The organism is Moraxella osloensis (assembly GCF_001553955.1).
Taxonomy (GTDB): Bacteria; Pseudomonadota; Gammaproteobacteria; order Pseudomonadales; family Moraxellaceae; genus Faucicola; species Faucicola osloensis.
In genome coordinates this window covers 1,730,529-1,742,847 of record NZ_CP014234.1, presented here as the reverse complement: position 1 = coordinate 1,742,847, position 12,319 = coordinate 1,730,529, and the positions used below count along the sequence as shown (strand labels likewise).

8 protein-coding genes are annotated in these 12,319 nt (G+C 47.2%); 3 read left to right on the top strand and 5 right to left on the bottom strand.

Annotated elements, in window-relative coordinates; genetic code table 11:
* Positions 1-53 precede the first annotated feature (53 nt).
* On the bottom strand, positions 54-1,067 hold the full coding sequence (locus tag AXE82_RS07665; protein WP_062333257.1) for an adenosine kinase: 1,014 nt from the start codon (positions 1,065-1,067) through the stop codon (positions 54-56).
* A 41-nt stretch (positions 1,068-1,108) separates the two neighbouring features.
* Positions 1,109-1,648, bottom strand: coding sequence for a DinB family protein (locus AXE82_RS07660; RefSeq protein WP_197931435.1), 540 nt, complete (start codon positions 1,646-1,648; stop codon positions 1,109-1,111).
* Positions 1,649-1,897: 249 nt separating this feature from the next.
* On the opposite strand from AXE82_RS07660, the gene AXE82_RS07655 reads away from it, so the two are divergent.
* Positions 1,898-4,864 carry an insulinase family protein gene (locus AXE82_RS07655; protein ID WP_062333254.1) on the top strand — a complete coding sequence of 989 codons (2,967 nt, stop codon included), beginning with the start codon at positions 1,898-1,900 and terminating at the stop codon, positions 4,862-4,864.
* Between the two features lie 81 nt (positions 4,865-4,945).
* Here the strand turns inward: AXE82_RS07655 and AXE82_RS07650 are convergent, their stop codons facing one another.
* Genes AXE82_RS07650 through cysM form a run of 3 tightly spaced genes read right to left on the bottom strand, consistent with a single transcriptional unit; the run spans position 4,946 to position 7,488 of the window.
* Positions 4,946-5,650, bottom strand: a complete 705-nt coding sequence (locus tag AXE82_RS07650) for a fumarylacetoacetate hydrolase family protein (protein ID WP_062333250.1) — start codon at positions 5,648-5,650, stop codon at positions 4,946-4,948.
* The gene (locus AXE82_RS07645; protein ID WP_062333247.1) at positions 5,647-6,525 is read right to left on the bottom strand and encodes a 3'-5' exonuclease; all 879 of its coding nucleotides are present in this window, start codon (positions 6,523-6,525) and stop codon (positions 5,647-5,649) included. Before AXE82_RS07645 ends, AXE82_RS07650 begins: the two co-directional genes overlap by 4 nt.
* A gap of 39 nt (positions 6,526-6,564) precedes the next feature.
* Positions 6,565-7,488: a cysteine synthase CysM gene (gene cysM, locus AXE82_RS07640; RefSeq protein WP_062333244.1), complete on the bottom strand. Its 924-nt coding sequence runs from the start codon at positions 7,486-7,488 to the stop codon at positions 6,565-6,567.
* Positions 7,489-7,866: 378 nt separating this feature from the next.
* On the opposite strand from cysM, the gene AXE82_RS07635 reads away from it, so the two are divergent.
* Positions 7,867-11,208 carry an ATP-binding protein gene (locus AXE82_RS07635; protein WP_062333240.1) on the top strand — a complete coding sequence of 1,114 codons (3,342 nt, stop codon included), beginning with the start codon at positions 7,867-7,869 and terminating at the stop codon, positions 11,206-11,208.
* Positions 11,209-11,400: 192 nt separating this feature from the next.
* Positions 11,401-12,306 carry a crotonase/enoyl-CoA hydratase family protein gene (locus tag AXE82_RS07630; RefSeq protein WP_172460500.1) on the top strand — a complete coding sequence of 302 codons (906 nt, stop codon included), beginning with the start codon at positions 11,401-11,403 and terminating at the stop codon, positions 12,304-12,306.
* Positions 12,307-12,319: the final 13 nt, after the last annotated feature.

Below are 12,319 nucleotides of genomic sequence, written 5' to 3'. Positions count from 1 at the left end.
TTTTTATTAGATTGTCAAAATAGGTTGTCAAAATCCGGCTTATTAGCCGTGCGCTATGTTAAGGTTGATTGTAAAATCGCTTGGTATTGCGCCGGTTTGAGACGGGGTCCGAACTGCTGAATGATTTGGCTTGCGACGCTACTGGCTAATTTGCCACAATCTGCCAACGCATGACCGTGCGATAGCGCGTATAAAAAACTGCCCGCAAAATTATCCCCTGCGCCATTGGTATCTAGCACTTGATCAACGGCTAGCGATGCCACATCAATCAATTTTGTTTCACGTGAAACATCGTCTCGCACTGCAATGATTGACCCTGCTGCGCCATTGGTCACCACTGCCATATTGGCGACTGACAATAACGCTGTTGCCGCTTGCGAATGACTGCTTTGGTTGGTAAATAGCTGCGCTTCATCACAGTTACAAAACACCGCATCCACGCCACCCTCTAGCATGGCATCAAGTCCTTCACGACCAAACTTGACCACGGCAGGGTCGGCAAAACTGACCGCGATTTTAGCCCCGTTGTCTTTGGCTTGTTGTTTTAGCTGAGCAATCGCCTGTTGTACCGAGGGTGACATGGCAAGATAACCTTCAAGGTACAACCAATCAGCATCATTGAGCGCATCAAACTCAATATCGGTTTCGCTGATTTCTGCTGAAGTGCCCAAATGCGTTTGCATGGTGCGCTCACCATCTGGGGTCACCATCACCATACAGCTACCTGTGGTACCATCAGCGAATGACTTGGTAGATGTCTTGATACCCGCGGCATTTAAATCCGCCAAATAAAAACGCCCTGCATCGTCTTTACCCACTCGGCAAGCGTAAAAAGTATCGCTGCCAAGGCTTGCGGCAGCATAGATACTGTTGGCAGCCGAGCCACCGCCGGCTTGTTTGGTCGCGGTGATGTTTTGCGTGGTGAGCGAGGCGATGAGATCAGCTTGCTCACTGTGACTGGCTAGGGTCATGTTACCTTTGGTCAATCCTGTGGCGTGAAGCTGTGCATCGGTGACGACAAATTCACTGTCAACTAACGCATTGCCGATGGCGACGATTTTTGCCATGTGGTTTTTCCTTTTTGAGATAAATTGGTTAGGGTGTTTTTTTATGTACTTGATGGTTCATTAGGCATGACTATTAAAAAATCTGTCATACCAATGTCAACACCTTGTTGAGATAATAGCGTTGTGGTTTGCCCACGATGGTGTGTTTGGTGATTAAAAAAGTGACTGAGTAACAAACCAAATTCTCGGTTAAATGTCTGTCCTTTGGTATTGTGATAAATCATTGGCTGTTGCAATTGGCTTTCAGTCACTTCTTCCACCAAAGCTATAATGATATTGTCAAGCTCAGTTCTTGCAGCTGCATAGGCTGTTAAGTTGTCAAACAATAACGTATCTAAAGCAGTCGGCTTTGGAAAATTGGCTAAAATCTGTAAACTTTTAAAATTAAAGAACTGGTTGAAACGATTTAACCAAATTAAATCCCCTACCATCAAATGATTCATGGTACCTAAAATTGAGCCAAAAAATGCGTGCTGATTTTTAAGTAAACTATCGGTATCAAGTTGTTTCATCGCTTGAATCATTGCTTGATTCAAGTTTTGATTATAGTTTGCAAATAGTTGAAACATGGGCTTTCGCATGATTTTTCCATTTTTATTCTAAGGCTGGTTTATCATAGCAGACTTTATTGTCCAAATCCGTAGCAGCATTTTACTGTAAAAATTGAAACTTTACTTGATAACAATAAGTCATTTTCTCTTTAATAAAACGATTTTGACCCCCATTTCTCAAAAATAAATCCGACAAAACTGCTATACTTTCCGTCTATTTCACGATTCATTGTCAGCGATAAATTTTGACAAGTATTATTATTCATAACAGGTAACTTCATGCCCGCAACTTCTCACGACACTACTTTAGATTTGACCCTGCACCCTGCTTTTACCCTACGCTCTCATGAGCGCATCGATGCGTTATCGCTTGATGTGCTGGTGAGTGAACATAACGCCACGGGGTTGATTCATTATCACCTAGCCCACCCGAGTGATGAAAATGCCTTTATGATTGGCTTTCGCACCCAGCCGATGACGGACCGCGGTGAAGCGCATATTTTGGAGCATACCAGTCTATGTGGCTCTGAAAAATATCCCGTGCGCGACCCGTTTTTTAGCATGATTAAGCGCTCGCTCAATACGTTTATGAATGCGTTTACCGCGGCAGATTGGACGGCGTATCCGTTTGCCACCCAAAACCGTCAAGATTATTTTAACTTGTTGTCGGTGTATTTAGATGCGACATTTTTCCCAAGTTTAAATCCGCTCGATTTTGCCCAAGAAGGGATTCGTGTGGAGCTTGATGATGATGGCAAACCGCAGTATAAAGGCATTGTGTTTAATGAAATGAAAGGCGCGATGAGTGGCGAGATTGACCAGTTGTATCACACGCTGGCGCGTCATTTATTCCCCACAACCACTTATCACTACAATTCTGGCGGTGAGCCTGCTGCTATTACTGAGCTGACTCATGCTGATTTGGTCAAATTTCATCAAAGTCACTATCACCCAAGCAATGCGGTGGTGATGAGCTTTGGCAATATCCCTGTGGCAGAGACCCAAGCCCGTATCCACGAGGATGCATTGGCGGTGGCAGGCAAAGCGTTTGCTAAAGGGCAAAAACACGCCTCACGACTCGAAAAACCATTGACCGCGCCAATCAGCGTGACGGACACTTACAGTGTCGATACGGTGAAACCCAAACAAACCCATCACGTCATGGCATGGTTATTACCATCGATTTTAGACGGCAAACAGCGCCTGGCTATGCGATTACTTGAAGGCGTATTGGTTGAACATGCAGGTTCGCCGCTGCGGGCATATCTCGATAGCCATCCGCTGGCATCTGCCCCAACGCCGCTACTGGGCTTGGATGACAGCCATTATCAGATGGTGTTTTATGCGGGTGTCCGTGGCTCTGAGCCTGAGCATGGCGATGCTATTGAGCAAGGGATTTTGGACTTACTCAAACAAGTGGCGGACCAGCCTGTGGACAGTGAAGCGATTGAAACCATTTTGCACCAAATCGAAATCGACCAACGTCATATCGGTGGCGATAGTATGCCATATGGTCTAAATTTGATGCTAGAAGGCTTTAGTACTGCTATCCACGACGGCGACCCCATGCATGTGTGGGACATCGATGAAAACCTAAACTGGCTACGTGAGCAAGTAAAAAACCCGGATTTTATCGCCGATTTGATTCGCAAATTTTTGCTCGACAATCCGCACCGCGTGCGCTTGACACTCATCCCTGATGCCAGTAAATCTGAGCAACAAGCTAAGGATGAGCAAGCCAAACTTGACACCATCGAAGCGGCACTGACCGATGACACGCGTAATGCGCTCATCGCCCAAGCCAAAGCCCTTGCCGAGCGCCAAGCTACGCCTGATGATGTGGATTTGCTACCCAAAGTGGGATTGGCGGATATTCCTGCCCAAATTCAATTTAAAACAGGTACAAAACGCGATATCACTTTAAGTGGTGTGCCAAGTACGTTGTATGAATATGAAGCAGGCACCAATGGTCTGTACTATTATCAAGTGATTATACCCCTAGAAGGTCATGAAGCGCTCATCAATCACCCAGATTTACCAACCTATCTGAGCTTGATTAGTGAAGTAGGCACGCGCAAACACGATGCCTTGGCATTTCAAGCGCGGCAAGCACGCCATTCAAGCGGTGTGACTGTCAGAATCAGCCAGCGCACGTCACCTGACAACCCCGAAAAAATGGATAGCTTCTTGGTGTTCGCTACCCGTTCATTGTCACGTAAATTTGAAGCGATTGAGCTGGTTAAAGAAGTACTCAACGACACTATTTTTACTGAATATGCGCGAATGGAAGAGCTACTGACCCAAAAACAAATGGGCTGGCAATCGCGCCTTGCCAATGCAGGTCATGCGTATGCCATGCAAACAGCGAGCCGTAACACCAGTAAAATCGCCCGTCTTGAATATGTACGCGGTGGTTTGCCTGCATTAAATAGCTTAACTGAATTTTTGCAGCAAGCAGAGCAAGATAGCAGTGCGTGGCAAAAGCTCGGAGAGCGCTTAGCCAATTTACACAGCTACATCAAAGCCCTGCCAAAACAAGCACTTATCATCGCCGAAGCAGAGGTATTACCGACGCTGCAGCAAGCGATTAGTGAGAGCTGGCAAACGCCTGTTGAAGAGCCTACCGCTACTTTAATCGAATCGCCCATTACCACTGACGGTAGCGATATCGCGTGGCTTGCGCAAACCAATGTATTTCATCATGCGCTTGTCTTTGATGCCGTACCGACCAACCATCCCGATGCCCCTGCCTTGATGGTGCTCTCAAGTGTGCTACGCAACAACTATCTGCATCGTACCATTCGTGAGCAAGGCGGGGCGTATGGCGGCGGCGCGAGCTATGATAGCAATGCTTGCTCTTTCAAGTTTTATAGCTACCGTGACCCGCGTGACCAAGCCACGTTTGATGACTTCTTGGGTAGTATTGATTGGTTACTCGCGCAGACCACAGGCGAAAAAACCGATGCTTGGATTGAAGAAGCGATTTTAGGATTGATGGCAGGCATGGATAAGCCCGCAAGTCCTGCGGGTGAAGCGGTCAAGGCGCTGTTTGCCGAGTTGCATGGTCGCGGCAAAGACTGGCAACAAGCGATGCGTGCCAAAATCTTGGCGGTAACTTTGGAAGACTTACAGCGGGTGACAAGAACTTATCTTAAAGACAAGCCTTACACACGCGCAAGCCTTGCACCGTTTGATAAAGCAGAACTCATGCAAAACATGGGTTTTCAGATTGAAAAAGTGCTATAACAAACGTCACAATAAAATTCATCATCTTAATAATTAAGGCGCTATCAATAGCGCCTTTTTTCATCTTTTACACCACCCGTTTTACACAACCAGCAATTCAATGTTACCCAGTCCGTCAATTTGCGCCAGTATGGTATCGCCTTTCACCACCGCACCCACGCCCGCTGGCGTGCCTGTAAAAATCAAATCCCCTGCTTTGAGCTCAAAAAACTCGGATAAATTGGCAATGGTCTCTGCCACATTCCAAATCAACTGATTGATATTGCCTTGTTGTTTGGGCTCCCCATTCACCGCCAATGAAATATTTGCTTGTTGTATCTCAGCAACGCTAGCAACGGGATAAATTTCGCCAATGGGTGCCGAATAATCAAACGCCTTGCCAATCTCCCACGGACGACCCGATTTTTTCATTTCGTTTTGCAAGTCACGGCGCGTCATGTCGAGCCCCACGGCATAGCCAAAAATCAAGTTATGAGCCTGTGCTACACTCACATTGGCACCCGCTTTGCCAATCGCAACCACCAATTCTACTTCATAATGTAGCGCTTGCGTTTTAGTCGGATAAGGCAATTGGGCAACGCTATCGGGTCGAACCGCAATAATCGACTCGCTGTCACCGGCTTTACAAAAGAAAAATGGCGGTTCACGGTCAGGGTCACTACCCATCTCTCGGGCGTGGTCGGCATAGTTGCGCCCCACGCAATACACGCGGCGGACAGGAAAGGTTTGCTCAGATTGATGGATGGGCAGTGCCACCACTTGGCCGGGTGGAAAAATCGTATTCATGGTGATTCTACTTGGGTGGTTGGGGTATCAGATGATGGCTGGGTGATGGCGATATCAGTGACATGAGTGACATGCTGGTCAGCTGCTAAATTGCTAGCAGGTTGCCACGCTTGCAAAAATTTATCATGGCGCAGGCTATTGTCTTGATTGGTGAACGATTGCAGATGGTCTCGGGTGGTAGATTCCCATTGCTCGCTTTGCTCAGCTGAAAATTGTCCCGTCAGTCGTTGGTAGCGCAAAAAAATCAGCCAAGTATTGAGCACATCACTTTCACAATAAGTGGTGAGCTTATCCCATGCCTCTGCTTGCACCATAGGCACCACATCATAGCCGTCCAACGCTTGCTTGCCTGCAAAGCCGCATAAGGATGCGACGACATCGAGTTTTTGCGACGTGCTATTCATGGCAAGTTTCACCATCAAATCGGTGTGACGGTCATGATAGCGGTTGATATAGTTGTTGTATCTCATCTCACCGGTTTGGCTAAACAGCTTGGGCGCAGTCAAGCCATGCTGCAACGCCCGATACACCATAACCGGTATATCAAAGCCCTTGCCATTCCAGCTCACCAACAACGGATTTTTTTCAATAGCATTAAAAAAGGTTTGAATTATTTGCGCTTCGCTATGGTCAGCCAGCGACAGCGATTTGAGGGTCATTTTGCCACCCGCCACCCACAACACCGAAAGACAAGCGATTTGGTGCAAAGGCAGTGGCATAAAAGGATGCCCAACATCTTGCTCACGCAGTGCCATAAGCTTGGTCATGGCATCGTTATCCGATAACCCAGCCAACTCAGGGTATAGCCGCTTGCCTGTGGCAACATCGGGTATGGTTTCGATATCAAATACTAAAATCGGCGCTGGCGTAGCCATAATACCTCCTTGTTAATTTCTGCTTTATGTTATTAGGTATTAAGCGTCATCTTTAACACCAAACAACCCTGTTGATAGATAACGATCGCCACGGTCACAGACGATAAATGCAATCACCGCCTCTGGGTGTTCTTGAGCGATTTGGTACGCTGCCCACGCCGCACCACCTGATGATACCCCCGCAAAAATCCCTTCTTCACGGGCAAGCTTACGCATAAACACTTCCGCATCGTGCTGCTCGATGTCCATCACCCTATCCACCAAACTTGGCTCAAAAATTTTGGGTAGGTACGCTGGTTCCCAACGTCGAATCCCTGCGATATTAGCGCCTTCAGCGGGCTGTAAACCGATAATTTGCACGTTTGGGTTTTGTTCTTTTAGGTATTTGGACGCCCCCATGATGGTGCCTGTGGTCCCCATTGAGCTAATAAAATGGGTAATCGTGCCATTTGTTTGCTGCCAAATCTCAGGACCTGTGGTCAGATAATGCGCTTGTTTGTTGTCAGGGTTGTTAAACTGGTCAAGTACGATGCCTTTGCCTTCTGCCTGCATTTGCTGGGCAAGGTCGCGTGCTGACTCCATGTTATCGACTTCAATCAATGTCGCCCCATACGCTGCCATCGCGTCTTTACGCTCTTGGGTAGAGTTGCTAGGCATAATCAGCGTCATGGCATAGCCGCGCATTGCCGCGACCATGGCAAGGGCGATGCCTGTATTGCCACTGGTGGCCTCAATGATGGTGTCGCCTGGCTTGATAGTGCCACGTAGTTGCGCTTGATAAAACATGTTATAGGCAGGGCGGTCTTTCACTGAGCCCGCTGGATTGTTGCCTTCAAGTTTGGCAAGCAGGGTGGCTGTACCTTGGTCGGTTTGCGGTGCAAATCGCGCCAGCTTGACCAGTGGCGTATGTCCAATGCAGTCATTGAGCGTGCTGGTTTCAGTGATGAAATTATTGTGGGTCATAAGACAACCTTAGTTTTTGGCCATGAAGTTTTGATAATACGAGTTTTGAGTAGACGAAATTTAGTATAGCTTATAGATTAGCTAGCGTTGATTAGTTTTTTTAACAGTAATTTTTTTGATTGCGCGCGTAGTTTAGCAAAATTCGTATCACCCGTCAGTGGCGAATCATGATTATTGTGCAAGTCATTTTTCAACCGCTATCCCATCTGATTTTATCTCGATTTTTTGCTAGGGTATAGACTTGTCAAAAATTTACTTGCGACAAAAACCCTAGCCGCGCAAGCAAAATTGGCTAAAATCCTATAAAATGAAACGCTATACCCCAAAACCCTGATAAAAAATCTGATGCCTAAATTAGGCTGATGCAAGGCTAGCAATGTGAGCAAACGATTTCACTTGGATTTTTCCACCGCTTATGGACAGTTGATACTGTTGGTGTTTTTGCCGATTAGCGCACTCGCGTTGACGGGTGGTTTTTTGGTGTTATCGGATACTAGCCGTGCTGCGCGTGCCATTCAGCAATCAACCGCCGATAATTTGCTGGTGACGCTGCAGCCTGTCGCCGCTTCTATGCAGACGAATCTGATTAAAATCAACCAAGCGCTATCGACAACTAGCACTCAGCCTAATAGCAATAATCGCTCAAATGACGATGGCTCAAGTAAAGATGGCTTAAATAAAGATAGCATAAACAAACACAGCGCAAATAAAGCTGAGCTGTCGCCCAAAGAATTGGCGGCGCTACAAGCCAATGTGAAATTTGCCTTACAAAATGCCATCAACGACAAGCACTTGCAAGGCGTAGCGATTGTCAACGAACAAAATAAAGTGTTGGTCAGTTTTGGTGATTTGTCGCAACAGCCCAATCCGCGCTTATTGCCTTTTTTGGGACGCCACCTTGAAGCGCAAAGCAATACGCAGCAAACTTATTTGCTAACGCAGCTCAACACCCAATCCAACAGCCTGTTTAATAGCAAAGGTAGTAGCTTATTTGGTCGAAAATTGGTACTAAGCCCGCCCGCCAATGCCACCGCCCCACTACCGACCTTGTGGCTTATTGTCAATATTGATAATGAGCCGCTACAAGTGGCTCGCTATCAAGTGATGTTGGCGTTAGCGATTACCGGACTTTTTACCATTTTGCTGCTGCTATTAACCACCCACATATATGCCAGACGTTGGATTGCGCCGATTTATGAGATGCGGTTACATTTGCAGCGCACCAACGCCAATAACCTGTATAAACCGATGACCATCAACGCCAGCGGTGAAATCAACCAACTGCAACAGGACTTGGTCAAGACCTTAAGACGTCTGCATAAAAGTTTCCAAGAACTCAAAAATCACGCCGAACAGACCGAAGATGATTTGCGATTGGCTTTTGACGAGATGGAAATGCAAAACATCTCAATTCGCAATGCGCGTGATGCCGCGGTTTCAGCCAGTCAAACCAAATCGGCATTTTTAGCCAATATCAGTCATGAATTACGCACCCCACTTAACAGTATTGATGGGTTTATCAACCTATTATCCCGTCATGGCGGCTTAAACGCCGAGCAAGACTTGTACGTGCAAACGATTCGTAAGTCTTCAGCGCACCTATTAGCACTGGTCAATGACGTGCTTGATTTTTCTAAGATTGAAGCCGGTAAATTGGTACTGGATAGTCATGAATTTGACCTGTATGCCAGTATCTACGATGTGGTGGATATGTTATCGCCACTCGCGGCAGAGAAAGACTTGCGCCTGGCGGTGTTCTTCTATGACGATGTGCCGCATTATCTGGTGGGGGATGCGTTACGCACCAAGCAAGTGTTGACCAATCTTGTTAACAACGCCATCAAATTTACCGATGATGGCGAGGTCATTGTGCGGGTCAGTCTGGATGAGGACATCGATGATTTAATTCATATCAGTGTGCAAGACACAGGGCGCGGGATTTCGCCTGAGCATCAAAAAGTGCTGTTCCAAAGTTTTTCGCAAGGCGATCCGTCGATTACTCGCCAGTACGGCGGTACGGGGTTGGGGTTGGTGATTTCAAAACAGCTCACCTATCTGATGGGCGGCAATATTGGTTTTTATGACAACGCCACTGAGCAAGCGGGTGATGCAAGCCAATCGCACAAAATCAAAGGCACGACCTTTTGGTTTACTTTGCCGATGAGCATCAGTAACCAAGAACAGCAGCGGCTGCTTATCCATGACCCCATTTGGCAGTTACCCGCCATTGTCGCGCCAAAAAGCGATGCCGGTTATGTGGCGGCTGATACCACTACTGCGGTAAATATTTTGGTTTGGATTGACCATCTTGCAAGCTTACAGGTGTTAAAAGGCTCGCTGCGTGAATTGCCGATTGCCATTACTACCGCAAGTACGCTAGCCAGCCTACTTGAATCGCTCAAAGAAACAGGCAATCATTGGGATTGGGTCATCGTGGACAATGGCACCACTGAGGATACCACGTCGCTGCTCAAACAAGTACGCTTACATTATGCCGGTAAATTGCTACTATTTGGCTATCAAGTCAATCTTGAGCCAGAATTGTTGTCGCGTTACCAAGCCCAAGCCTTGTATCAGCCGCTCGATCGTCGCCAGCTTTATCAGCTGCTCGATAGCAATTCTGCCAGCAGCCAAGAGCCCACACTGCCGCAGTGGCATGGCTTTACTGTGCTTGCCGTGGATGACCATCTGCCCAATTTGTTGGTACTAGAAGCGTTATTGGCTGAACTAAGCATTAATGTGGTGACGGTCAACAGTGGGTTTGATGCCATTGAATACATCACCACCCACCAGTCACAAAGCGATACCGCCGTGGATTTGATCTTTATGGACATTCAAATGCCAAGAATGTCAGGCAGTGAAGCCGCCATCCAAATCCGTAAGGTTGAAACGCAAGCAGGACATCAACATATTCCGATTATTGCCCTGACCGCGCATAGTCTATCGGATGAACGCGATAAATTATTGGCATCTGGGATTGATGACTATGTGGGCAAACCAATCAGTCAAGCCCAGTTATTGCAAATCCTGCAACGCTGGTTGGGTAAACACAGCACCTCCGTGTCCGCTGATGTGACTTTTGACTCAACCGCTGATGTGGCTTCTGACAAATCTGCTATCAACTCACCCATCTCGGCGCGGCCGATAGCGTCTGGGGCAAATAACCCGCGTACTGCACCTGCAACCCCCAAAGAGAGTGGCGTATTTGCTCATACGCCATTAGCCGCCTCAGCGACTACCACCGATGACAACACTAATCTGCCAAGCCTACCATCGGTCAGCAGCCAGCATAGCGCTGAGTCACTAGCAAGTCTTGCTGTTATTGATTGGGATGATGCGGTGATGCGGGTAGCAGGTAAGCCTGATTTGGCAGCCAACTTGATTACCCTGCTGATTGAATCAATTGAGCAGGAAAAAAGTGACTTACAGCAGGCTTGGCAGCGCCACGACAGGCAAGCCTTGTCCCACGTCGCGCATCGCATTTTAGGCGCGAGTCGTTATACGGGCGTACCACAGCTACGCCAAGCCAGCCAAAATCTTGAAGACAAGTGCTTGCTAAATATCAACAATAGCTCGCCTGCGCAATTTGCCATTTTGGCGCCTTATTATGAGCAAATGCTACAAGCGCTCGATAACTTGGCACAGGCTGATTTGAGTCAATTCCCTGCACTCAAATATGCCCAGCTCAAAGAAAACGATATGACTTGGAAGATGATTTGATGCCCATCACCACAATACCGCCTAGGTTTGGCATACTTGCTATTCCACGTTACCTTTCTTAAACGTATCGTCCGATATCGCCTCTTGTGCCCAATCAACAAAATCAGTAAAGTGAGATTAATGATTGCAAACCATTGCGTTCTTGCAACATTTTTTTAAGTGGATTGGGTTGGTCAAATTTTAAGGATGCGTATGTCGGTTTTGTCGGTATCAAAAATATTGCCGGGTGTAGGGTTTTTGCCATTTTCTCAGCGTGCTACTGCTTCATCTTTAGCGCAGCGTATCAAAGCGGCAAACGATAACCTTGCACCCGATGTGCGGTTGGAACTTAGCGGTGATGATAGCGTCATTGTTTGGCTGACACGGATTGACAAGCGCAATGCGTTAAGTTTTGCGTTGATGGATAAACTCATTGATTTAGCCCACCTGCTCACCACATGGACGGACGTGCGGGCGGTGATTTTGGCAGGTGAAGGTAAAAGCTTTTCTACCGGCATTGATTTGGCGGATTTAAACAACCCAAAAAATCTAAAACAGGTCGCTTGGGAGCTTATCAAACCCTTTCAAAGTAAATTTCAAAAAGTGTGCCTTGTGTGGCGAGAACTGCCGATGCCCGTCATCAGTGTATTGCATGGACATTGCCTTGGCGCAGGGCTACAGTTGGCACTGGCGACCGATATTCGTATCGCCACAGCGGATTGCCAATTTGCCATTATGGAAGCCAAATGGGGACTGGTACCGGATATGGGACTGACCCAGTCTGCGATGGGGGTGCTACGCGCCGATATCGTCAAGGAATTAGCGATGACGGCACGGATTTTTGATGGGCAGCAAGCCTTTGACTACGGTGTGGTCAGCTATCTAAGCGATACACCGATGGCAGTTGCGAAGGATTTGGTCGCAGAATTAAGCAATTGCTCCCCCGATGCCGTCTTGGCGAGCAAACGCATCATCAATGCCATGTATCACACGCCTGCAACAACCTTGTATCAAGAAAAACTGTGGCAAATCAAATTACTACTGGGAAAAAACCGCAAACTTGCCGTCAAAAAAGCCAAGGATGAAACCGTCAAATTTATTGGGCGTCAATTTAACTAATTTAACCCATGGC

Bases quoted from the DNA above. Each gene is read 5' to 3' on its own strand.
- AXE82_RS07630 (WP_172460500.1), top strand. From the start codon at position 11,401: ATGTCGGTTTTGTCGGTATCAAAAATATTGCCGGGTGTAGGGTTTTTG.
- AXE82_RS07665 (WP_062333257.1), bottom strand. From the start codon at position 1,067: ATGGCAAAAATCGTCGCCATCGGCAATGCGTTAGTTGACAGTGAATTT.
- AXE82_RS07650 (WP_062333250.1), bottom strand. From the start codon at position 5,650: ATGAATACGATTTTTCCACCCGGCCAAGTGGTGGCACTGCCCATCCAT.
- AXE82_RS07660 (WP_197931435.1), bottom strand. From the start codon at position 1,648: ATGCGAAAGCCCATGTTTCAACTATTTGCAAACTATAATCAAAACTTG.
- AXE82_RS07655 (WP_062333254.1), top strand. From the start codon at position 1,898: ATGCCCGCAACTTCTCACGACACTACTTTAGATTTGACCCTGCACCCT.
- cysM (WP_062333244.1), bottom strand. From the start codon at position 7,488: ATGACCCACAATAATTTCATCACTGAAACCAGCACGCTCAATGACTGC.
- AXE82_RS07645 (WP_062333247.1), bottom strand. From the start codon at position 6,525: ATGGCTACGCCAGCGCCGATTTTAGTATTTGATATCGAAACCATACCC.